The 22,890-nt window shown below is 63.0% G+C and carries 20 protein-coding genes; 7 read left to right on the top strand and 13 right to left on the bottom strand.

Features of this window, described 5'->3' with window-relative positions; all coding sequences use genetic code 11:
* Positions 1 to 10: 10 nt before the first annotated feature.
* From JYP46_RS02520 to JYP46_RS02505, 4 genes are all read right to left on the bottom strand, one after another.
* Positions 11 to 2,704 (bottom strand): TRAP transporter permease, encoded by a 2,694-nt coding sequence (locus JYP46_RS02520; protein ID WP_206544748.1) that lies wholly within the window; start codon positions 2,702 to 2,704, stop codon positions 11 to 13.
* Positions 2,705 to 2,784: 80 nt separating this feature from the next.
* A complete protein-coding gene (locus tag JYP46_RS02515; protein ID WP_206547175.1) occupies positions 2,785 to 3,765 on the bottom strand; it encodes a TAXI family TRAP transporter solute-binding subunit in 981 nt (326 codons plus the stop codon).
* A 290-nt stretch (positions 3,766 to 4,055) separates the two neighbouring features.
* On the bottom strand, positions 4,056 to 5,378 hold the full coding sequence (locus JYP46_RS02510; RefSeq protein ID WP_206544746.1) for an aspartate aminotransferase family protein: 1,323 nt from the start codon (positions 5,376 to 5,378) through the stop codon (positions 4,056 to 4,058).
* Positions 5,375 to 6,280, bottom strand: coding sequence for a MurR/RpiR family transcriptional regulator (locus JYP46_RS02505; protein WP_206547174.1), 906 nt, complete (start codon positions 6,278 to 6,280; stop codon positions 5,375 to 5,377). The genes JYP46_RS02510 and JYP46_RS02505 overlap by 4 nt, the downstream gene beginning before the upstream one ends.
* Positions 6,281 to 6,349: 69 nt before the next feature.
* On the opposite strand from JYP46_RS02505, the gene JYP46_RS02500 reads away from it, so the two are divergent.
* The 5 genes from JYP46_RS02500 (at position 6,350) to JYP46_RS02480 (ending at position 11,261) form a co-directional block, all read left to right on the top strand.
* A complete protein-coding gene (locus JYP46_RS02500) occupies positions 6,350 to 7,216 on the top strand; it encodes a beta-keto acid cleavage family enzyme (protein ID WP_206547173.1) in 867 nt (288 codons plus the stop codon).
* A gap of 120 nt (positions 7,217 to 7,336) precedes the next feature.
* Positions 7,337 to 7,750, top strand: coding sequence for an OsmC family protein (locus tag JYP46_RS02495; RefSeq protein ID WP_113154360.1), 414 nt, complete (start codon positions 7,337 to 7,339; stop codon positions 7,748 to 7,750).
* A 163-nt stretch (positions 7,751 to 7,913) separates the two neighbouring features.
* Positions 7,914 to 8,711 (top strand): 3-oxoadipate enol-lactonase, encoded by a 798-nt coding sequence (gene pcaD, locus JYP46_RS02490; RefSeq protein WP_206547172.1) that lies wholly within the window; start codon positions 7,914 to 7,916, stop codon positions 8,709 to 8,711.
* Between the two features lie 85 nt (positions 8,712 to 8,796).
* Positions 8,797 to 10,869, top strand: coding sequence for a 3-hydroxyacyl-CoA dehydrogenase NAD-binding domain-containing protein (locus JYP46_RS02485; RefSeq protein ID WP_206547171.1), 2,073 nt, complete (start codon positions 8,797 to 8,799; stop codon positions 10,867 to 10,869).
* Positions 10,870 to 10,922: 53 nt separating this feature from the next.
* Positions 10,923 to 11,261 carry a protein tyrosine phosphatase family protein gene (locus JYP46_RS02480; protein WP_113154357.1) on the top strand — a complete coding sequence of 113 codons (339 nt, stop codon included), beginning with the start codon at positions 10,923 to 10,925 and terminating at the stop codon, positions 11,259 to 11,261.
* A gap of 73 nt (positions 11,262 to 11,334) precedes the next feature.
* Here the strand turns inward: JYP46_RS02480 and JYP46_RS02475 are convergent, their stop codons facing one another.
* From JYP46_RS02475 to JYP46_RS02460, 4 genes are all read right to left on the bottom strand, one after another.
* Positions 11,335 to 12,657, bottom strand: coding sequence for a TRAP transporter large permease (locus JYP46_RS02475; RefSeq protein WP_206547170.1), 1,323 nt, complete (start codon positions 12,655 to 12,657; stop codon positions 11,335 to 11,337).
* Positions 12,654 to 13,184 (bottom strand): TRAP transporter small permease, encoded by a 531-nt coding sequence (locus tag JYP46_RS02470; protein ID WP_206547169.1) that lies wholly within the window; start codon positions 13,182 to 13,184, stop codon positions 12,654 to 12,656. Before JYP46_RS02470 ends, JYP46_RS02475 begins: the two co-directional genes overlap by 4 nt.
* A gap of 347 nt (positions 13,185 to 13,531) precedes the next feature.
* Entirely contained in the window at positions 13,532 to 14,581 is a 1,050-nt protein-coding gene (locus JYP46_RS02465) for a TRAP transporter substrate-binding protein (protein WP_206547168.1), read from the bottom strand.
* A gap of 216 nt (positions 14,582 to 14,797) precedes the next feature.
* Complete coding sequence (locus JYP46_RS02460; protein ID WP_113154353.1) at positions 14,798 to 15,265, bottom strand: Lrp/AsnC family transcriptional regulator; 468 nt, start codon at positions 15,263 to 15,265, stop codon at positions 14,798 to 14,800.
* 144 nt (positions 15,266 to 15,409) lie between these two features.
* On the opposite strand from JYP46_RS02460, the gene hppD reads away from it, so the two are divergent.
* Positions 15,410 to 16,522, top strand: coding sequence for a 4-hydroxyphenylpyruvate dioxygenase (gene hppD / locus JYP46_RS02455; RefSeq protein ID WP_206547167.1), 1,113 nt, complete (start codon positions 15,410 to 15,412; stop codon positions 16,520 to 16,522).
* Positions 16,523 to 16,618: 96 nt separating this feature from the next.
* Here hppD and JYP46_RS02450 read toward each other — a convergent pair whose 3' ends face one another.
* From JYP46_RS02450 to hmgA, 5 genes are all read right to left on the bottom strand, one after another.
* Positions 16,619 to 16,819 carry a DUF2783 domain-containing protein gene (locus JYP46_RS02450; protein WP_206547166.1) on the bottom strand — a complete coding sequence of 67 codons (201 nt, stop codon included), beginning with the start codon at positions 16,817 to 16,819 and terminating at the stop codon, positions 16,619 to 16,621.
* Between the two features lie 2 nt (positions 16,820 to 16,821).
* Positions 16,822 to 18,438 carry an FAD-dependent oxidoreductase gene (locus JYP46_RS02445; protein WP_206547165.1) on the bottom strand — a complete coding sequence of 539 codons (1,617 nt, stop codon included), beginning with the start codon at positions 18,436 to 18,438 and terminating at the stop codon, positions 16,822 to 16,824.
* Positions 18,439 to 18,801: 363 nt separating this feature from the next.
* On the bottom strand, positions 18,802 to 19,752 hold the full coding sequence (locus JYP46_RS02440; protein WP_113154349.1) for an MBL fold metallo-hydrolase: 951 nt from the start codon (positions 19,750 to 19,752) through the stop codon (positions 18,802 to 18,804).
* Positions 19,752 to 20,771: a fumarylacetoacetate hydrolase family protein gene (locus tag JYP46_RS02435; RefSeq protein ID WP_206544740.1), complete on the bottom strand. Its 1,020-nt coding sequence runs from the start codon at positions 20,769 to 20,771 to the stop codon at positions 19,752 to 19,754. The genes JYP46_RS02440 and JYP46_RS02435 overlap by 1 nt, the downstream gene beginning before the upstream one ends.
* 91 nt (positions 20,772 to 20,862) lie before the next feature.
* The gene (hmgA, locus tag JYP46_RS02430; RefSeq protein WP_206544739.1) at positions 20,863 to 22,176 is read right to left on the bottom strand and encodes a homogentisate 1,2-dioxygenase; all 1,314 of its coding nucleotides are present in this window, start codon (positions 22,174 to 22,176) and stop codon (positions 20,863 to 20,865) included.
* Between the two features lie 197 nt (positions 22,177 to 22,373).
* Between hmgA and JYP46_RS02425 the strand changes: the two genes are divergently transcribed.
* On the top strand, positions 22,374 to 22,859 hold the full coding sequence (locus JYP46_RS02425) for a MarR family winged helix-turn-helix transcriptional regulator (protein ID WP_206547164.1): 486 nt from the start codon (positions 22,374 to 22,376) through the stop codon (positions 22,857 to 22,859).
* Positions 22,860 to 22,890: the final 31 nt, after the last annotated feature.

The following is a 22,890-nucleotide window of genomic DNA, read 5'->3' as shown; positions in this document are numbered from 1 at the left end:
CCTAATCCTTTCAGGCTTCTGCCGAACGCGGCGCACCGGCTTTCGGATTGCCGGTCAGCGTGCCCCCGCGGCGGCGCTGCAGGAACATGACCAGCGCCAGCAGAAGAGCGGCCGGAAGATAGAAGATCTCGCGCGGCATGCGCCCCTCGTCGCTCACCTCGACTGAAGTGATCTGAACCGGCTCGTCGGCGTAGAAATCGAGGCTCGCAAGCGTCTTGCCGGCGAGGCTGTTCATGTCGAACGGCTCTTCCAGAAGCACCCGCTCCCCGTCGATCTGTGCAACCAGCCCGGTCGCTGCCTCGAAGCGGGCTTCACCCGGCTCGCCCGCAGCCCCCAGATTGAACGCCATGGTGCGCTCGTCGATCTCGTCGGGATTGTCGAAGTTCGGCCCGCGGATCGTGAAGCGGATTTCCGCATCATCGGGCTCCTCGGCAACCGCCTCGAAGATCTTAGTCGGTTCGGTTTCGATATAGGGCGGCTGAACCAGATCCAGGAAGAAACCCGGACGCAGCAGCATGAAGGTGACGAGCAGCAGCGCCGCCGACTCCCAAAGCCTGTTGCGCGCCATGAAGAAGCCCTGCGTCGCAGCCGCAAAGATCAACATGGCGACGGTCGCCTGAATGGTCACCCAGATCGCGCCCGCCCAGCTCACATCGATCAGAAGCAGATCGGTGTTGAACACGAAGATGAAGGGCAGCAGCACCGTGCGCAGCGAATAGAAGAACGCCGTGAAGCCGGTCTTGATCGGATCGCCGCCCGAAACGGCCGCAGCCGCAAAGGAAGCTAGCCCCACCGGTGGCGTCACATCCGCCATGATGCCGAAGTAGAACACGAACATGTGCGCGGCGATGAGCGGGATCAGAACGCCATTGGCGGCGCCCAGCTCCACGATCACCGGAGCCATCAGCGAGGAGACCACGATGTAGTTCGCCGTGGTCGGCAGGCCCATGCCCAGCACCAGACTGATCAGCGCCGTGAAGACGAGGATCAGCAGAATGTTGCCGCCCGACAGGAACTCGACGAACTCGGCCATCACCTGACCAATACCCGTCAGCGTGACCGTGCCGACGATGACGCCGGCTGCCGCCGTGGCGCAGGCGATGCCGATCATGTTGCGCGCGCCGAGAATGAGGCCGACCACCAGATCGTCGAAGCCTTCCTTGAAGGCCGCCCGCTGGTCTGCGCTCTGCAGACCACGGAACAGCGCCTTCAACGGTTTCTGCGTGACGATGATGACGATCAGCAGCAGCACCGCATAGAAGGCCGAGAGACCGGGCGACTTGCGCTCGACCATCAGCGACCAGACGAGCACGAACAGCGGCAGAAGGTAATGCAGACCGGTGCGGATAACCTCGCCCGGCAGCGGCAGTTCCACCACCGGCGCATTCGGGTCGTCCATCTCCAGATCCGGCGATTTGGCCGCATACCAGATGAGCGCCACATAGGCGATCAGGAGGGCTGCCATCAGCACCGGCGCCGAGAGGTTCGGCAGCATGAACTTGATGAAGTTGATCGCGTAGTAGATCACGCCAATCAGAATGACGATGGACGAAATGACGATGCCCGAGCGCATCAGGGCCACCAGGGCCGGGTGCGACTGGCGCTTCTCAAGCACCGGCATGTCTTTCTTCACGGCTTCCAGATGCACCAGATAGAGCAGCGCAATGTAGGAGACCACGGCCGGCAGGAACGCGTGCTTGATCACCTGCAAATAGGGAATGCCGACATATTCGACCATCAGGAACGCGGCCGCGCCCATGACGGGCGGCATGATCTGTCCGTTGACCGAACTCGCCACCTCGACGGAGCCCGCCTTTTCCGGCGAGAAGCCGACGCGCTTCATGAGCGGAATGGTGAAGGTGCCCGTCGTCACCACATTGGCGATGGAGGAACCCGAAATCAGACCGGTCATCATCGAGGCCAGAACCGCCGCCTTGGCCGGTCCGCCACGCAGATGGCCAAGCAGCGCAAAGGCGAGCTTGATGAAGAAATTGCCCGCGCCCGCCCGGTCCAGCATCGAGCCGAACAGCACGAACAGGAACACGAAGGCCGACGAAACGCCCAGCGCCACGCCGAACACGCCGTTCGGCGAGAGCCACATCTGGTCCATGGCGCGGCTGAACGAAGCGCCGCCCCAGCGGATGATGTCTGGCACGAAGGTCGACGAGCCGAAGAAGACGTAGAGCAGGAAGACAATGGCGACCACGGCGAGCGGTGGCCCGAGCGCGCGGCGCGTCGCTTCCAGCAACAGCACCATGCCGATGCCCGCCACCACCAGATCCTGTGTGATCGGGAGGCCGGGCCGCTGCGAGAGGTCGCGGTAGAAAACGAAGATGTAGAGCGCACAGCTTGCCGCCACGATGGCGAGCACCCAGTCGCTTACGGGAATGCGGTTTCGCGGGCTGGAGGCCAGCGCCGGAAACGCCATGAATGCGAGAAACAGGCCGAATGCCAGATGGATCGCGCGCGACTGCGCATCGTTTAACACCAGCGGCAGGCCGGTCATGCTGGTCAGTGTGAAAGGCAGGGGCGACGCGATGTAGAGCTGGAAAAGCGACCAGCAAAGCGCAACACCGGCAATGATATAGCCGGCAGTGCCTTCGGGATCGCGCGCTCCGGTATCGGATGACGCAACAAGATCCTGAAGTTCGTCGTCATTCAGTGGCGCTGAATTCTTGCCAGCGGTTTCAGGTTTCGTCGCCATGCGCCATCCCCTCTTGATGCGTTTTCTTCATTGGGAAAAGAAGGGCGCCCGCATGGCGGGCGCCCCTTTTTTAAACCGGCTTATTTGAGCCAGCCTTTTTCCTTGTAGTAGGCTTCTGCGCCCGGATGCATCGGGGCGGAGTTGCCCTGATTGACCATGCTCTCAGGCGTCAGGTTGGCAAGTGCCGGATGCAGTGCCTTGAAGGCGTCGAAGTCCTTGAACACGGCGTCCACGAAAGCAGCCACAACGTCATCGGGAACATCAGCCGAGGTCACGACGGTCGCGCCAACACCGAAGGTGTTCACGTCATTGTCGGTGCCGCGGTACATGCCGCCCGGGATCGTCGCCTTGAAGTAGTAGGGGTTGTCGGCAACGAGCTTGTCGACTGCCTCACCCTCGACAGCCACGATCACGCTGTCACAGGTCGTGGTGGCTTCCTGAATGGCGCCAGCCGGGTGACCGACCGTGTAGGCGAACGCATCGATGTTGTTGTCGCACAGTGCGGAGCTCTGTTCGGCCGGGGCCAGCTCTGCAGCAACGGCGAAGTCCGAGTTCGTCCAGCCCTTTTCAGCGATCAGCAGGTCCATGAGGGCGCGCTGGCCCGAACCCGGATTGCCGATGTTCACGCGCTTGCCCTTGAGGTCGTCAAAGGATGCAATGCCTGCTTCCTTGCGCGCCACCAGGGTCAGCGGCTCGGCATGCAGCGAGAAGACCGAACGCAGCTTGTCGTGTGCGCCGCCGTCGGCGAAATTGGCTTCGCCCTTGTTGGCATTGTACTGAACGTCAGACTGCACGACGCCGAATTCCAGGTCGCCGCCCTTGATGGCGTTGACGTTGAAGACGGAACCACCGGTCGACTCGACCGAGCAGCGAATGCCCGTCTCGCGACGGTTCTGGTTCATCAGGCGGCAGATCGCGCCACCAACCGGATAGTAAACGCCCGTCACGCCGCCAGTGCCGACGGAAACGAAGCGCTGCTCCTGGGCGCTGGCCGTCCCGGTCGCCAGCGAGCCGAGCATCGCGGCCGCGAGGCCAAAACCGAGAATGCGATGAGGTTTCATAGTGCGTCTCCCTAATGAAATGATGCTTTACGCATACGTGCACGTCGAAAGATGCTGTGGTCGGTCCGGACCGAACAACCGCAGCCGGGCATTGCGTGCGAGATGCCCGGCAAAGCGCGGCCCGCAAAGACCTGACGTGAAGCGTTAAACGCCCCCCGTCGCGAGTCAATGGCTCGGACGCGCAATTTGCAATTTGCTATGACTGAAATCTGTGTCAACGCCATTAGCGCGCAAAACACAAACTTCTGTTTTTCCTGCGGATTATTTCTTCCTCCTCCGTTTACGTAAAATTACCCTGTAGCCGCGTCGACCGCCTCTCCGAGCCGCTCGACAATCGTGTCCGCGACGGCCCTGTCGATGATGAAGGGCGGAGCCAGCAACACGTGGTCGCCGCGCGTTCCGTCGATCGTGCCGCCGGACGGGTAGACCATGAGGCCGCGTTTCATCGCTTCTTTCTTGACCGCTGCATGGACCTTGCGCGCCGGATCGAACGGCTCCTTCGTCCCGCGGTCGGCCACCAGTTCGAGACCGAGGAACAGGCCCCGCCCGCGAATGTCGCCCACATGGGCGTGGTTGCCGAAACGCGCTTCAAGGCGCTCGCGCAGATAAGCGCCCATCTCGCGCACATTGGCGAGAAGCCCGTCGCGCTCGATCACGTCCTGAACGGCCAGCGCGGCGGCGCACGCCATCGGGTGGCAGATATAGGTGTGGCCATGCTGGAACAGGCCCGACCCTTCCGCGAAGGCATCGAAGATATGCTGCCCCAGAAGCACCGCGCCGATGGGCTGATAGCCGCCGCCGAGTCCCTTGGCGATGGTCAGCATGTCCGGTGCAATCCCGTCCTGCTCGCAGGCATGCATGGTGCCCGTGCGTCCCATGCCGCACATCACCTCGTCAAGAATGAGCAGGACGCCATAACGGTCGCAGATCTCGCGGATGCGTTTGAAATAGCCGCTCACCGCCGGCACGGCGCCCGCCGTGGCCCCGACCACCGGCTCGGCGACAAACGCCATCACCGTGTCCGGCCCCAGCGCGTTGATCCTGTCTTCCAGCGCCTGCGCGGCGCGAAGGCCGTAAGCCTCTTCGCTCTCTCCGGCGTCCTGGTAGCGATAGGCGTAGCACGGGTCGATGTGGTGCGTTTCGATCAGGAGCGGCCTGAACGGCTCGCGCCGCCACTCATTGCCGCCGGTCGCCAGCGTGCCCAGCGTGTTGCCGTGATAGCTCTGCCTACGGGCGATGATCCTGCGCCGCTGCGGCTCGCCCTTCTCCACGAAATACTGGCGCGCCATCTTCAGCGCCGCCTCATTGGCCTCCGAACCGCCAGACACGAAATAGGCATGGCTGATGCCCTCGGGCGCACCCGCAATCAGTCGATCCGCGAGCTGTTCGGCCGGTTCGTTGGTGAAAAAGCTTGTATGGGCATAGGCGAGCGTCTCCGCCTGCTTTTTCAGCGCATCCACCACATCGGGGTGACCATGGCCGAGGCACGAAACGGCAGCGCCGCCACATGCGTCGATATAGGCATTGCCCGCCTCATCGAAGAGTTCGACGCCGCGGCCGCCCTTGGCGACCGGCAGTGAGGCATGGATCTGACGATGCAGAATGTGTGTCATTTGGGTTTTCCAGAACGATGCGCACGCGGCGCGGGATCGAGCAAATGGGTGTTGAGGGTGGAAAGCAGCGCTTCGGTCTTTGCGATTTCCGCCAGCGCCTCCTCGCCTCCTTCGCCGGCAACGAGCGCTGCCAGAATTTCGGCGGCCGCGAAGGCCGGCGTCATCGTGTGCAGAAAGGACGGGCTCTCCGTCGAAATGATCACGCACTGGTCTGCAAGGCTGGCGAGCGGTGAAACGGCACTGTCCGTCAGCGCAACCACGGTCAGCCCCAGCGCCCGTGCGCTGGCCGCCGCTTCCACCGTCGCCCGTGTGTAGGGCGCAACCGTGGTCACGAAGAACACGTCCTCGGCGGTCGCGTGGCGCAGCTTGTCGAGCCCTGCCCCGTTCACATGGTCGAGCAGATGCGCCTTCTCGCCGAGAAAGGTCATCGAATAGGTGAAATGCGCCGCCACCGCGTGGCTCGAGCGCAGCCCGAAGCAATAGATGCGGCGCGCTGCGGCCAGGGTTGCCGCAGCGCGCGCCAGCGCTTCCAGCGTGCCGGCGTCAGCGAGATTGCCAAGCTGGGCCGCCGTCTGCGCGGCGATATCGCGCGCCAGCGCATGACTCCCGCCCTGCCTCTGCCTGGCAACCTGCTCCCCCGCCTTGCCGGCAAAGCCGAGCGCCTGCTCTTTCAGCGCCTCGCCGTGAAGCTGGCGCAGTTCGTCGTAACCATCAAAGCCGAAACGCTTCGCAAGCCGCGTCATCGTCCAGGGCTGAACGCCCGCACGCCGCGCCTGCTCGCGCATGGAAAGCAGCGCCACATCGCCCGGATTGTCGAGAATGTAGCGCGCCGCCGCGCCAAGCTGGCCCGGCAGGTCTTCAAAGGATTCCGTAATGCGGTCAGCAAGTGTGGCGCGATCCATGATGGCTCATCCTAGACGGGCGCTTCGGCGTATGCAACAAGTGTTGCAAGTTGATATTAAATGCTTCAAATGGAGTATTCCGTGAGCGCATCTGCAAACGCCCATCGCGCCGCCATCGCCGTCGCCCCCAATGGTGGACGCCGCACCCGCGCGGACCATCCCGCCCTGCCGCAGACATCCGCCCAGCTGGCCGAAACCGCAGCGGCCTGCCTTGAAGCCGGTGCCGCCATGATCCATTGCCATGTGCGCGATGAAGAAGGCCGTCACATCCTTGATGCCGATGCCTATCGCGACGCCATTGCCGCCATCAGGAAGGCTGTCGGCGACCGTCTGGTGATCCAGATCACCACCGAGGCCGTGGGGCGCTATGGCGTGCGCGAGCAGATGGATGTGGTGCGCCAGCTGCGCCCGGAGGCGGTATCGCTTGCCCTGCGCGAACTGGTGCCCGACGCCTCGCACGAAGAGGAGTTTTCAAAATTTCTCTCCTTCATGCGCGCCGAGAACATCGCCCCGCAGATCATCCTCTACCACCCGGAAGAGGCGCTGCAGCTCAAGCGCATGATGGCGCACGGCCTTATCCCCTTCCCCGACATTCCGGTTCTCTACGTGCTCGGCCGCTACACGGAAGGCCAGCGCTCCGATCCTGCCGATCTCCTGCCCTTCCTTGACGGAACCATGCCGGATTTCGCGCATTTCATGCTCTGCGCCTTCGGCCCGCGCGAAGCCGCCTGTGTCACGGCGGGCTGTCTTCTCGGCGGCCATGCCCGCGTCGGCTTCGAGAACAATCTGCAACGCCCCGATGGCGGGATCGCGCCGGACAATGCGGCCCTCGTTTCCAGTGTCGCTGCATCCCTCACCGCGCTTGGCACGCCGCTCGCGACAGCCGATGATCTGCGCGGGAGCTGGGGGCTCGGCGCACCGGCAATTGGCCGCTGAGGCTTCGCCTCTTCTCCGTCGGCAATCGGTCGCCGGGGCTTCGCCTCTTCTCCGGTGGACGCGGGACAGGCGCGCCATTACATGTGGCGCGTCTGAATTGCCTTTCTGGAGTCTCTAAACATGGCGATCCGCATCAAAGCGAAAACCTACGGTCCCTTCACCACGGCCATCGGCCCTGGCAAGGTCATCAATGTCGACACCGCGCCGAAGCAGAATGTCGCCATCACCTCGCCCTCCACGGAAGAGGCCGGAACGCCGGTGGACTTCATGATCTCCGCGCTCGGCGCATGCCTTGCGCTCTCCTTCCACCACGCTGCCCAGGAAATGAAGATCGAGGTCGGCACGGTTTCCGTGGAAGTGAGCGGCAAGAAGGCCGAGGATCTGCCCGACCGTATCGGCAGCTACGCCGCCACCGTCTCGCTCGACACCATGCCCGACGAGGCGCAGTGCGAAGAGCTCATCAAGCGCGCCAAGGCCCGCTGCACCGTTTCCAACTCGCTGAACGGTCCCGTCGAAATGACGATGGCCGGCTAACGCATCGTGCTTTCAATGGGTTGAAGCGTCCTTTGTGCGTCCGAATGGACGCACGGCGCTCTGGGATCAGAAGCTAAAGCGTTTCGATCTTCCGATCATTGACGACGCCGCGCCCTTCTCCCATACAGAAGCCGCCTTACGGCAAACCATGGGAGGAGAGTATATGCGCTTTGTGCGGGTAAACGGCGTCGTCATTCATCACGAGGTCAGGGGAACGGCAGGCAAGCCTGTTCTGGTCTTTTCCAACTCGCTGGGAACAGATTTCCGCATCTGGGATGGCGTCGTCGCGCGGCTCGAAGCCGACTACCGCATCGTCCTCTATGACAAGCGCGGCCATGGCCTTTCTGAGGCCACGCCGCAGCCCTATGCGCTTGCCGATCACGTCGATGATCTGGCCGCCCTGCTCGACCATCTCGATATTTCCGGCGCGACCATTATCGGCCTTTCGGTCGGCGGCATGATCGCCCAGGGCCTCGCCACCTGGCATCCGCATCGCGTGTCGCGCCTTGTGCTCTGCGACACCGCCCACAGAATCGGCAATGACGACCTCTGGAACAACCGCATTGAGGCGGTGAACACGAAAGGCATTGCCGCCATCTCGGACGGCATCCTCGAACGCTGGTTCACGCCCGCCTTCCGCTCGCCGGAGAACGCCGATTTCATCGGCTACACCGCGATGCTCACCCGCACCACGGTCGACGGTTATGCCGGCACCGGCTTTGCCCTGCGCGACGCCGACCTGACGGGATCGACAGCCACCCTGAAACTGCCCACCCTGTGCATCGTCGGCGATCACGATGGCTCGACCCCGCCCGATCTGGTGCGCACGCTTGCCGGGCTCATCGAAGGCGCACGGTTCGAGATCGTGAAAGACGCCGGTCACCTGCCCTGCATCGAGCAGCCCGAGAAAACGGCCGCACTCATTGCAGACTTCCTGCGCAGCACCGCGCCCGATGCCTGAACATTTCCCAACGGGCGATATGCCGCGCTGCATTTGCCCACGCCGCACGGCAAACTGGTCACTTCAGATGACGAGAGGACTTTGAATGAGCGACACCGTAAAGATCACCCGGGACGATGGCATCGCCGTCCTCACTCTGGACAATCCCCCGGTCAACGCGCTCGGCCATGCGCTGCGCGCGCCGCTCTTCGAAGCGCTGCAGCAGGCAAAAGCCGATGACGCCGTTCAGGCCATCGTCATCACCTGCGCAGGCCGCACCTTCATCGCCGGAGCCGACATTTCCGAATTCGGCAAGCCACCGAAGGAGCCGAGCCTTCCCGACCTGATCGCCATGCTCGAAAGCATCGACAAGCCCACCGTGGCCGCCATCCACGGCACCGCGCTTGGCGGCGGTCTCGAACTGGCGCTCGGCTGCCACTACCGAGTAGCCGACAAGAGCGCCATGATCGGCCTTCCCGAAGTCAATCTGGGTCTCATCCCGGGCGCCGGCGGCACGGTGCGCCTGCCGCGCCTGGTCGGCCCCGAAGCGGCGCTGAAGATGATCGTCTCCGGCAAGCCCATCGGCATGGACGAAGCGGTGCGGCTTGGCGCGGTCGACCGGCTGGCCGAAACCGATCTGCTTGCAGAAGCCATCGCATTCGCCCGCGAGAAGGCGGCCTCCGGCAACGCACACCCCCACATCCGCGCACGCGCCGAAAAGCTCGCCGTCGACCTCGCCGCCTTTGACGAAGCGGTCAAGGCGGTCACGAAGAAGGCGCGCGGCCTCACCGCCCCGCACACGGCGGCCGAAGCCGTCCGCAACGCCATCACCATGGAGTTCGACGCAGCACTCGACCGCGAGCGCGAACTCTTTCTGGAGCGCCGCGACAGCGCCGAATCCGCCGCCCAGCGCCATCTCTTCTTCGCCACCCGCGAAGCCACCAAAGTGCCCGGCGTCGGTCGCGAGACCGAGGCGCGCAAGATCGCCCGCGCGGGCGTCATCGGTGCAGGCACGATGGGTGCGGGCATCGCCATGGCGCTGGCCAATGGCGGCATTCCCGTCACCATTCTGGAGATGAACGAGGACGCCATTGCGCGCGGTCTCGCCCATGTCGAGAAAACCTATGCCGGGTCGGTCAAGCGCGGCTCCATCGCGCCTGAAGAGAAGGAAGCGCGGATCGCGCGCATCTCCGGCACCACCGATTATGCAGACCTTTCCGACTGCGACATCGTCATCGAAGCCGTGTTCGAGGACATGGGCGTGAAGCGTCAGGTCTTCACCGCGCTCGACAGCGTGCTGAAGCCCGGCGCGATCCTCGCCTCCAACACCTCCTATCTCGACGTCAACGAGATCGCGGCCACCACGAAGCGTCCGCAGGATGTGGTCGGCCTTCACTTCTTCTCGCCCGCCCACGTCATGAAGCTTCTGGAGATCGTGCGCGGCGACGAGACCGCACCGGAAGTCATCAAGACCGCGCTGACCCTTGCCCGTAAAATCGGCAAGGTTCCGGTCGTGGTCGGCGTGTGCAATGGCTTCGTCGGAAACCGCATGCTTGCCGCCCGGCGCGAGCAGAACGAAGACCTTCTCCTCTCCGGCGCAACGCCCGAGCAGGTCGATCGCGTGTTCACCGATTTCGGCTGGCCCATGGGGCCGTTCCAGATGGTCGACCTTGCCGGCCTCGACATCAGCTGGAAGCACCGCCAGTCGCTCGGTCTCACCGCCCCCATCGCCGACACGCTGTGCGAAGCGGGCCATTTCGGCCAGAAGGCCGGACGCGGCTTCTATCTCTATGAGGAAGGCTCCCGCACACCCAAGCCTGACCCCTTCGTTCAGGAGCTCATCGAGAAGAAGGCTGCGGAACTCGGCGTCGAACGGCGCGAGATCAGCGCGGACGAGATCACCGAGCGCACACTTTACCCGATGATCAACGAGGGTGCGAAGATCCTTGAGGAGCGCATTGCCGCCCGCGCCTCCGACATCGACGTGGTGTGGGTCAATGGCTACGGCTTCCCGGTCGCCAAGGGCGGACCGATGTTCTGGGCCGAGCGCTTCGGCATCAAGACAATCGTCGAACGGCTGGAGCATTGGCATCAGAAGACCGGCAACCCGCTCTTTGAGCCTGCGCCGCTGCTTCGCCAGCTTGCATTGACCGGCGGAGGCTTTGCCGACCTCGCATAAGGCGGGGTCGCACCCTATATTCGACGCCAAACGAAACAGCGGAACGAGACAGTATGGACATTCGTCAGATTTCAGAAGAGTACGCCGTCGCCGCGCAGATCACGGCGGAAGACATCGCGACCGTGAAGGCAGCCGGTTTCAAGAGCATCATCTGCAACCGCCCCGAGGGCGAGGAAGCAGGCCAGCCCGCAGTCGAGAGCATCGCCCGCGCTGCAGAAGAGGCGGGGCTCTCCTTCCGCCATGTGCCGGTGGTTTCCGGCGCCATGACAATGGACGACGTGACCGACATGGCAGCGGCTCTGAAAGAGCTTCCCGGCCCGGTTTTCGCCTATTGCCGCAGCGGCGCGCGCTCGGCAAATCTCTACGGCATCATCAAGGAACGCGGTCTTTAAGAAGCACCGCCCGGACGTGATTGATCGCTAAAAAAAGCGGGGCCGATTTCCGGCCCCGCTTTTTTTTGTGTCCTCAATAAAGCCAGCGCAACATGAACAGCGATATCGCCGGGAACAGCGTCAAAAGCGCCACCCGCAGAATATCGCTCATCACGAAGGGCAGAACACCGCGATAAGTCGCCGAGATCGGCGTGTCTTTGGCCATCGAGTTCAACACGAACAGGTTCATGCCCACGGGCGGCGTTATCAGCCCCACCTCCACGACGATCAGCACCAGAATGCCGAACCAGATCGCGAATTCTTCCGCGCCCAGCCCGAAATCCAGAACCGTGACGATCGGGAAGAAGATCGGAATGGTCAGCAGGATCATGGACAGCGAGTCCATCACGCAGCCGAACACGAGATAAAGCAGCAGGATCAGCGTCAGCACCATCCAGGGGCTGTAGCCCTGCTCGCTCACAAACGCCGCCATCTGCTGCGGCACCTGAGCCAGCGCCAGGAACGAATTGTAGAACCCGGCCCCCAGAACGATGAAGAAAATCATCGCCGTGGCGGTTGCCGTCGCAAGGATTGATTCCACGAAGGTTTCGCGTGTCAGCCCGCCATTGATGAGCGCGATCAGGCCCGTGCCCGCCGCCCCCACCGCAGCGCCTTCCGTCGGCGTGAAGACACCCAGATAGATGCCGCCCACAACCGCCAGAAACACGATCAGCACCGGCCAGACATCGAGAAGCGCCCGCATCCGCTCCGAATAGGGCGCACGCTCGCGCGTGCCAGCGGAGTCGGGCCAGAGCCGCACATAGATCGAGATGGCGAGCATGTACCCGACAGCAGCCAGAACGCCCGGCACGAGGGCCGCAACGAACAGTTTCGCGATGTTCTGCTCGGTCAGGATCGCATAGATGACGAGGATCACCGATGGCGGGATAAGAATGCCGAGCGTGCCGCCGGCCGCCAGCGTGCCCGTGGCGAGCGCGCCCGAATAGCCGTAGCGCCGCAGCTCCGGCAGCGCCACCTGGCTCATCGTCGCCGCCGTCGCCAGCGACGAGCCGCAGATCGCGCCAAAGCCGGCGCATGCGCCCACCGCCGCCATGGCCACACCACCGCGCCGGTGGCCCATCCATGTTTCAGCCGCCTTGAACAGCGCCCGCGACATGCCGCCCAGCGTTGCAAACTGCCCCATCAGCAGGAACAGCGGAATGATGGAAAGCGAATAGCCGGAAAAGGTCGAATAGGTCTCGTTCTTCAGCTTGGCGAGCACCGGCGTGACATTGCCGAACACAATCCAGCTGCCGCCGAGCCCGCACAGAAGCATGGCGAGACCGATGGGCAGACGCAGGAAGATCAGAAGCAGCAGTAACGGAAAGGACCAGAGCCCGATTTCAAGATTGGTCAATGGACACTCCCCTGCCCAAGCCCCGGCGTCGGCGTTCCGGCCCTGAATTCACGATAGCGGACGAAGACCATGTAGATCGACACGATCACCGCGATGACAGCCGCCACCAGGCAGGCCGCATAGGGCCACCACAGGGGGAACTGCAGAATGAAGGTGGTTTCGCTGTAGCTCAGCTTGTCGATCATGCCGTAATAGAGCTGGCGGGCGATCAGCACCAGAAACAGCGTCATGATGATCTCCGTCACCAGATCGATCACATGGTTCACGCTGCCCGGCAGGAAAGCGGTGAAAATGTCCACCGTGGCATGACCGCGATTGAGCTGGCACCAGGGCAGAAAGGCAAAGACGGCAAAGCCGACGCCGGCCTGCACCAGTTCAAAATCGCCCGGCACGGGGCCGAGCCCGAAGCGCACCAGCGCGCGGCCGGTAATGCTGGCGACCGTCATGACGATCACCGCCACCAGAACGATCCCGCCCAGAATGGCCATTGTCCTGGCCAGCCAGACAATGATGCTCGATAGTCTCATGCGCCTTCCCGTCTCCCGTGCCGTCCCGCGTGCCGTCGCACGTCCAGTCCCGCGTGCCTTCGCACGTCCAGTCCCGCGTGCCTTCCCATGGCGTTCCCACTCATTCTTGTACCTTTTCGGCTTGCACCTTTTCAGCCTTGTACCTTTTCGGCAGGGTCCGATGACGTTAGCCAGCCACTTCTTCCCACGCAAGCGCCCGAACGCCTGCGGAGCCGGAGCCCGCCGGTTCCCACCGGACCGATGCAAAGTTGAAAGATCGGATCGTCTCGCCCTTGCCGAAGCGGCGAGACCGTTCAGAAAAAGGGGCGGACCGCAGGGGCCCGCCTCGGTTTCATGGCCTCAGGGCCTTACTGACCGGTGTACTGGTCGATCAGGGCGCGGGCTTCATCGATCAGCTTCTGACCGTCGATGCCCTTCTCCTTCATTTCCTCAACCCACTGGGCATAGACCGGCTCGGCGGCCTTCTTCCAGGTTTCGGTGTCCTCGGCGCTGATCTGGATGATGTTGTTGCCGCGATCCACCGCGATCTGGCGGCTCGGACCATCGGCCCCTGCCTGCGTGCTGCCGGCAAAGGCTGCAAATTCCTGACCGGAATTGTCGTCGATCACCTTTTTCAGGTCGTCGGGCAGGCTGTTATACTTCGCCTTGTTCATCGCCAGAACGAAGGTCGTCGTATAGAGCGCCTGATCGCCGCCAAATTCCGTGTGGTTGGAAACGAGCTCGGGCACCTTGAGCGCCGGCGTCACTTCCCAGGGAATGACGCAGCCATCGATCACGCCCTTGGAGAGCGATTCCGTGATCTGCGGCACCGGCATGCCCACGGGCGTCGCGCCCAGCTGGCCAAGAAGCGAGTTGATGATGCGCGTGGGGGCACGGATCTTCATGCCCTTCAGATCGTCGAGCTTCTCGATCGGCGCCTTGGAGTGCAGCATGCCCGGACCGTGAACCCAGACACCCAGCACATGCGTGTCCTTGAATTCCGTGTCCTTCATGTATTTTTCGTACAGATCCCAATAGGCGCGCGAGGTCGCCTCGGCATTGGTCATCATGAAGGGCAGTTCGAACACTTCCGTGGAGGGGAAGCGGCCCGGCGTGGAGCCCGGCAGCGTCCAGACGATATCAACGATGCCGTCGCGCGCCTGATCGTAAAGCTGCGGCGGCGTGCCGCCGAGCTGCATGGCGGGATAACGCTCGATCTTGATGCGCCCGCCCGAATCCTTCTCCACCTTGTCGGCCCACGGGTCGAGCACCAGTTTCGGCACATTCGCCTGCGGCGGCAGGAACTGGTGCAGCCTCAGCGTCACCTCCTGCGCGAACGAGGCCACCGAAGCGCCCACGAGCCCGCTTGCCGCTACGGCAGCCGCAAGGGCTAATTTTCTCACGGAAAATGATTTCATGCTTCTCCTCCCGATTGCATGGTCAAAGCGCCAGCGAACGCTTCGTATCGTTGTTTACGGCTGATGCGTCTCCGCCCGAAGAACTCCCTTTCTTCGCGGGGTGGCCGTCACGCCAAGTATCCTCTGGAAACGCGCCCTCCGTCCAGCCGTGACTTTAGTGGAAATTATGTAACAATAAAGAGGAAAATCTCACAAGATTCGTAACGCAAAGCGCTTTCAGAGCGGCAGCGCACCGGTTTCCTTCAGGGTCTCCAGAACAATGGCGCTTTTCACATGTTGCACCGAGTCATGCGGCAACAGCACGCCATTGACGAAATTGGAGAGCGATTTGAGGTCGGGCGTCACGACCTTCAATATGTAGTCCATCTCGCCGGTCAGCGCGTGCGCCTCCTGCACTTCGGGCAACCGCGCAAGCAATTCGCCGAAACGGCGGGCATTGTCGGGGTTGTGCGTGGCGAGTGTTACGGTGATGATGTTGACCAGCGGAAAGCCCAGCCGGTCACGATCGAGCATCGCGGCATAGCCGCGAATATAGCCCTCCTCCTCCAGTCGCTGCCGGCGGCGCGAGCATTGCGAGGGCGATAAGTTTACCCGTTCCGATAAGTCATTGTTGGTGAGCCGGGCATCGACCTGCAAGAGGGCTAATATCTTGCGGTCATATCCGTCGATACGCGCTTCAGCCATGCAATTCTCCTCCAACATGCACGATCCACGCGCTCTTGTCACAAAATGCGCCCCAGAATGCAAGCCGCTTGCAGGCCACTCCGCCTAAAATGCCCCATGCGTTGAAAAACGCGCGCATTTTCCCAATTCAGGAGGAGTTATTCCATGGGTCCGTTCCCCCACGACGCACCGCCCCCGGAAATCACGAAGGAAAACCCGGCCGGCACGGACGGTTTTGAATTCGTCGAATTCGCCCATTCGGAGCCGGAAAAACTCGCCGATCTGTTCACCAAGATGGGTTACACGGAAGTGGCCCGTCACAAGACGAAGAAGGTCTCCGTCTGGCGTCAGGGCGACATCAACTACATCGTCAATGCCGAGCCCGGCAGCCACGCCATGCGCTTCGTCGACGAGCATGGCCCCTGCGCACCGTCCATGGCCTGGCGCGTGGTCGATGCGAAGCAAGCCTTCGATCATGCGGTTTCCAAGGGCGCAGAGCCCTATGAAGGCGACGACAGGACGCTCGACGTGCCGGCCATTGTCGGCATTGGCGGCTCGCTGATCTACTTCATCGACGCCTATGGCGACAAAGGCTCGGCCTATGAGGCCGAATTCGACTGGCTGGGCGAGAAGAACCCGCGCCCGGAAGGCGTCGGCTTCTACTATCTCGATCACCTCACCCACAATGTCTATCGCGGCAACATGGACAAGTGGTGGGACTTCTACCGTGAGCTCTTCGGCTTCACGCAGATCCACTATTTCGACATCGACGGCCGCATCACCGGCCTCGTTTCCCGCGCGATCACCAGCCCCTGCGGCAAGATCCGCATCCCGCTCAACGAGTCCAAGGACGACACGAGCCAGATCGTCGAATATCTGAAGAAATACAAGGGCGAAGGCATCCAGCACATCGCAGTCGGCACGGACGGCATCTATGATGCCACCGACAGGCTTGCCGACAACGGCCTGAAATTCATGCCCGGCCCGCCCGAGACCTATTTCGAGCGCAGCCATGATCGCGTGCAGGGCCATGACGAGCCCATTGAGCGCATGAAGACGCACGGCATCCTGATCGATGGCGAAGGCGTGGTGAATGGCGGCATGACCAAGATTCTGCTGCAGATCTTCTCCAAAACCGTCATCGGCCCGATCTTCTTCGAGTTCATTCAGCGCAAGGGCGATGAAGGCTTCGGCGAGGGCAATTTCCGCGCCCTGTTCGAGAGCATCGAGGAAGACCAGATCCGCCGCGGCGTCATCAAGGTCGACGCCGCCGAATAGGCGCTACGTCAGATGCGGGCTGCACCGATTGCGGCCCGCAGGAAGCGGAAAAGGGGCAGGACCGGAAAACGGCCTGCCCCTTCTCTCATGCGCCTGTCAGGCGCTGCCGCGTGCCGCTGCCAGCACCTCGCGGATCGTTTCCAGATCGCCCACCTGATTGGCCAGAAGCAGCACCAGCTTCGCGTTCAGCCGCGCGCTTTCCTCAAGGCTGAGCCCCTCATGCGCCGCCATCAGGGCCGCATAGAAATCATCGCCGTCAGTCCCCAGCCGGTCACGGCCGACATCCGTTCTGTCCATCGTCATTCCCTCCCCATCGCATGGGTCATGGCGGCGGCGATCTCATGGGCGTCGGGCTGCCTGAACACCGCCGCCACATGCTGGTCGGGCCGCAACAGATAAAGCCGCCCCGCGCCATAGCGTGCCGCAACCGCCCCCGCGCTGTCCTCGACATGCTCCACACCGTCCACCGCCGAAGCGCCGGGTTGCGTCACCTGCACCACATGCAGCCCCGCAGGCAGACCGATGGGCGGATCGCAATCGACCGCCAGAAGCACGAAACCGCCGCCCGCCTCGCCGAGCAGCCAGGACGCCCTGCCTTCCACGCGCACCGGCGCATCGGCCATCGCTTCGCCCGGCGCAAGCGGGCTCTCGCCATCCCACGGCGCCTGCAATGTGCAGCCGGCCAGCGAGCACGGTTTTGAAAGCCGGCCCGAATTCACCAGTCGCCGCGCAAAATCATGCTCCTGCGAAAGCTCCAGAATGCTGTCGCGGAAAATGCGCTCCATCTCGCTCTTCGGCGTCATGAACGAAGTGGAACGCGCCGAGTTCAGGATGTTCTCATCCGCCCCGTGAACGCGCTCCTCGTCATAGGTCTCAATCAGCGAGGCCGGAGCCTCGCCCTGCACCACCAGCGCCAGCTTCCAGCACAGATTGTCGATGTCCTGAATGCCGCCATTGCCGCCCCGCGCGCCGAAGGGCGACACGATGTGCGCGCTGTCGCCGGCAAAGATCACGCGATCATGCACGAAGCGCTCCAGCCTGCGGCACTGGAATGTGTAGACCGACACCCAGTCGAGCTCGAATTTCGAGTGCCCGATCACCTTGGCGATGCGCGGGATCACATTCTCCGGCTTTTTCTCTTCGTCCGGATCGGCGTCCGGGCCAAGCTGCAGATCGATGCGGTAAATATCGTCCGGCTGCTTGTGCAGCAGCGCCGACTGCCCCTTGTGGAAGGGCGGCTCGAACCAGAACCAGCGCTCTGAGGGAAAGTCCGCCTTCATCTCCACATCGGCGATCAGGAAACGCTCCTCGAACACCTGCCCCGCAAAATCGAGCCCCATCATGCCGCGCACGGGCGAGCGCGCGCCATCACAGGCGATCACCCAGGCCGCGTCCATCTCGTAAGCGCCATCAGGCGTTTCCACCTGAAGGCGCACATCGCTGCCCTTCTGCTCAAGCCCGGCAACACGGTTCTTCCAGCGCAAATCGATCAGCTCGGGAAAGTCGGCCGCCCGCTCCACCAGATACTGTTCGACGTAATATTGCTGCAGGTTGATGAAGGCCGGCATCTTATGGCCTTCCTCCGGCAAAAGGTCGAAGTTCCACACCTCGCGGTCGCGGTGGAACAGGCGCCCCACCTTCCAGGTCACGCCCTTCTCGACCATCCGTTCGCCAACGCCCAGCCGGTCGAAAATCTCCAGCGTGCGTTTTGACCAGCAGATCGCCCGGCTGCCCACCGACACGACATCATTGTCATCGAGCACGACGACGGGAACGCCACGCTGCGCAAGGTCGATGGCGGCGGCAAGCCCCACTGGCCCTGCGCCAATGATGGCGACCGGATATTGCCCGACATGCCCTTCGGCGAGTTCAGGCGGCGTCGCGTAGGGAAAGGGACTGTACTCGTAACGCGGCATTGGATTTTACCCTCCCTTGCAGCCGCTTCTCCTCAAAAAAGAAGCGGCTCAAACCTCTTCCAGTGCACGACCCTCAACTCCGGTCATGAAGTCGGTGGTCATGAAAAAACAGCGCCAGCGCTGACGACCCCTTCTCCCCGCAAGCGGGGAGAAGGTAAGGATGAGGGGCAAGCGCCATCGGCAATCAGCGGATGCGCGGCAAAACCAGTCTCAATCAGGTCGCCGCCAGCCCCTCATCCCCAGCCCCTCATCCCCAGCCCCTCATCCCCCTGCCGGGACCTTCTCCCCGCAAGCGGGGAGAAGGAAGCCGACATCGCGAGCGGCGCGCGTCCTCCAAACGTCGCGCCGGCCCGCTTCATCACGTCATCCCTGCAGCGCGTCCCACATTTCGCGGTCACGTTCTGCCGTCCAGATGCGCGGCGTATCGATGCCCAGCGCTTCGTCATAGGCGCGCGCCACATTGAACGGCAGGCAATGCTCGTAGATCGCATAGTCGGAGAATTTCGGATCGCACACCGCGCGGCAGGCGTCCCACGCCTCCTTCAGCGTGCCACCGCCCTGCGCCACACGGGCCACCGGCTGATAGGTGGACATCACGAAATCGCCCGTCAGGTCGAGCGCTTCGTTGACCATGCCCTGCCCCACCAGCGCGTCACCGCGTCCCGGTGCGATGGCGTCCAGATCGAAAGCGCGGATTTCCTCCAGCGTCGCCGGCCAGTCGTGGAAATGCCCGTCACCGCAATAGCAGGCCGAGTGGTACTCCACGATATCGCCGGTGAACATCACATTGGCGTCCGGCACGAACGCCACGATGTCGCCCGCCGTGTGCGCGCGACCAAGGAACATCAGGTCCACCCGGCGCTTGCCCAGATACACCGTCATCGACTGCGAGAAGGTGGTGGTGGGCCAGGTCAGGCCGGGGATCGATTCATGCCCCTGGAACAGGCGCGGGAACCGCACGAATTCAGAATCCCAGTCCTCCTTGCCGCGCTCCACCACCATCGAGCGCGCCTTGTCGCTCATGATCACGGTCGGGGCCTGATAGGCCGATGCGCCAAGCACGCGCACCGCGTGATAATGCGTCAGCACCAGATGGCTGATCGGCTTGTCGGTGACGGAGCGCACCTTCTCGATCACCTTTTCGGCGAGGCGCGGCGTTGCCTGCGCCTCGATCACCATCACCGACTCGTCGCCAATGATGATGCCCGAATTGGGATCGCCCTCGGCGGTGAAGGCCCAGAGGTCCCGGCCGATCTCGTCAAACGAGATCTTCTTTTCGGTCAGGTCGCCTGCGGATGCGAATTGCTTGGCCATTACGCGCCTTTCTCGTATTTCTGAACAGTCTGCTCGATCGCGCCGAAGATCGAATGGCCATCGCCATCCTTCATCTCGATGCGCACCGTGTCGCCGAAGCGCATGAAGGGCGTCGACGGCTTGCCGTCATTGATGGTCTCGATCATGCGGATTTCGGCAATGCAGGAATAGCCCACGCCACCGGCGTCAACCGGCTTGCCGGGGCCGCCGTCGAGCTTGTTGGATACCGTGCCCGAACCGATGATCGCACCCGCTCCGAGCGGTCGCGTCTTTGCCGCATGCGCCACCAGCGTCGGGAAATCGAAGGTCATGTCGACGCCCGCATCGGCCCGGCCGAACGGCTTGCCATTGTAGTCCACGCAAAGCGGCAGCGAGAGCTTGCCGCCGTTCCATGCATCGCCCAGCTCTTCCGGCGTCACCGCCACCGGCGAGAAGGCCGAGGACGGCTTCGACTGGAAGAAGCCGAACCCCTTGCCGAGTTCGGCGGGGATCAGGCCCCGCAGCGAAACGTCGTTCACCAGCATCACCAGCCGGATCGCCGCTGCCGCCTCTTCCGGCGTCGCGCCCATCGGCACGTCATCGACGACCACGGCGATCTCGCCTTCCATGTCGATGCCATAGGCTTCATCCGCCATCACGATCGGGTCGCGCGGGGCCAGAAACGTGTCGGAGCCGCCCTGATACATCAGCGGATCGGTCCAGAAGCTTGCGGGCATTTCCGCCCCGCGCGCCTTGCGCACCAGCTCCACGTGATTGACGTAGGCCGAACCGTCCGCCCACTGATAGGCGCGCGGCAGCGGCGAAAGCGCATCATGCTCATGGAAGCGCTCTGCCGGCACCGAGCCGTGATCCAGGCTTTCGGAAAGGGCTGCCAGATGCGGCGCGATCCGGGACCAGTCATCGAGCGCTGCCTGCAGCGTCGGCGCAAGAAAGGAAGCGTCCGTGCAACGGGTCAGGTCGCGCGAGACGACGACCAGCTTGCCGTCGCGCGTTCCGTTCTTCAGCGTAGCGAGTTTCATGCAATGTCCTTTATGCGTTGGGGAAGACGCGCAATCGGCGCAGGTCCACCGGACCAACGCCGATCATATCGCCTGTGGTCGCTCTGGTCGATCAGGACCAGTCGCCCTCCGGCGTTCCGTTGAAGCGCTTCTTGAGGTCCTTCCAGCAGTCGATGTAATCTTCCTGCAGTGTGTCGGTCTCGGCCGCATAGCGCGTGAGGTGCTGCGGGAACCGGGTTTCGAACATGAACGCCATGGTCTCTTCCAGTTTCACCGGCTTCAGTTCCCCATGGCTGGCCTTCTCGAAGCCGAACGTGTCCGGCCCATGCGGCAGCATCATGTTGTGCAGCGACGAGCCGCCGGGCACGAAACCCTCTTCCTTGGCGTCGTACTGGCCTTTGATCAGGCCCATGAACTCGCTCATGATGTTGCGGTGATACCAGGGCGGGCGGAACGTGTGTTCGGCCACCATCCAGCGCGGCGGGAAGATCACGAAATCGATATTGGCCGTGCCCTCCTCACCCGACGGCGCGGTCAGCACCGTGAAGATCGACGGGTCGGGATGATCGAACAGGATCGCTCCCACCGGCGAGAAGGTGGACAGGTCGTATTTGTAAGGCGCGTAATTGCCGTGCCATGCCACCACGTCGAGCGGCGAATGGCCGATCTCCGTCACATGAAACTGGCCGCACCATTTCACGAACAGCCGGCAGGGCGTTTCCTTTTCCTCATACCAGGCGACCGGCGTCTTGAAGTCGCGCGGATTGGCCAGGCAGTTCGCGCCGATGGGGCCGCGATCCGGCAGGGTGAATTTCGCGCCGTAATTCTCGCACATATAGCCGCGCGCCGGCCCGTCCATCAGCTCCACCTGGAAAACCATGCCCCGCGGCAGAACCGCCAGTTCGCCGGGCTGGATCTCGATGATGCCCATTTCGGTCTTGATGCGCAGACCGCCTTCCTGCGGCACCAGCATCAACTCGCCATCGGCGTTGAAGAAATAGTCATCCACCATAGACGTGTTGAAGGCGTAGACATGGGCCGCCATACCGGCCTGCCCCTGCGCGTCGCCCGCCGTGGTCATGGTGTGCACGCCCGACAGGAAATCGGTCTTCTCGTTCGGGATCGGCGTCGGGTCCCAGCGCAGCTGACCGAGCGCAAGCTGGTGATCGTTCACATTGGGCGCAGACTTCCACTCATCGAAGCTGACCGCCGTAAAGCGGCCGGTGTGCCTCACGCTCGGGCGAATGCGATAGAGCCAGGACCGCTCATTCGTCCCGCGCGGCGCGGTGAAGGGCGAGCCCGAAAGCTGTTCTGCATAAAGCCCGTAAGCGGGCTGCTGCGGCGAGTTCTGCCCCTGCGGCAGCGCGCCGGGCAGGCTTTCCGTTTCAAAGTCATTGCCGAAGCCCGGCATGTACTGGACGGTCATTCATTCCTCCATGAAGTCGGGGAAGCGACGAATTGGTTGCAACCGTAACCATGGCGAATGTAACTATCAACGGCACCAGAGCATCGGCCCGAAATTCGGAAAACACGATGCGCGGGTCAAACAGGTTAGAGCGTCCTTTCTGCGTCCGAATGGACGCACGGCGCTCCAGAGGGAAACATAAGGAGAAACCGCCGCACATGACCACGTCCGTTCCCCCGCCCGGCTTCCCCCGGAACGCAACCGACCGCACCATCCTCGCACTGGAGGCTTTTCTGCCCTATCGGCTCACGCGTCTCACCGATGCGATCAGCCGCAAATTCTCGCAGGCCTATCGCGCACGCCTCGGCCTGACGCGGCCCGAATGGCGCACGCTCGCCACGCTCGGCCAGTTCGGCACCATGACCGCGACCGATATCGGCGCGCATTCTTCCATGCACAAGACCAAGGTGAGCCGCGCCGTCGCCTCGCTGGAAGAGCGGCGCTGGCTCCTGCGCGAGCCCGACGCGCAGGATCGCCGCGTGGAGCGCCTGACCCTCAGCAGGGTGGGCCAGAAGGCCTATGAAGACATGGTGCCCGTCGCGCACGGCTTCGAGACGCGGCTTCTCGCCCGCATGGAGCCGGAAGAGCGCGCAGCCCTTCTCACCGGCCTTGAAGCCCTGGAGCGCGCCGCACTGGAAGATTAGAGCAATTCCGGACGGAAAACCGGTTCCCGCT

This window comes from Nitratireductor aquimarinus, assembly GCF_017255295.1.
Taxonomy (GTDB): Bacteria; Pseudomonadota; Alphaproteobacteria; order Rhizobiales; family Rhizobiaceae; genus Nitratireductor; species Nitratireductor aquimarinus.
Note: the sequence above shows the minus strand (reverse complement) of the source record. Positions and strands in the feature narration are given on the sequence as shown.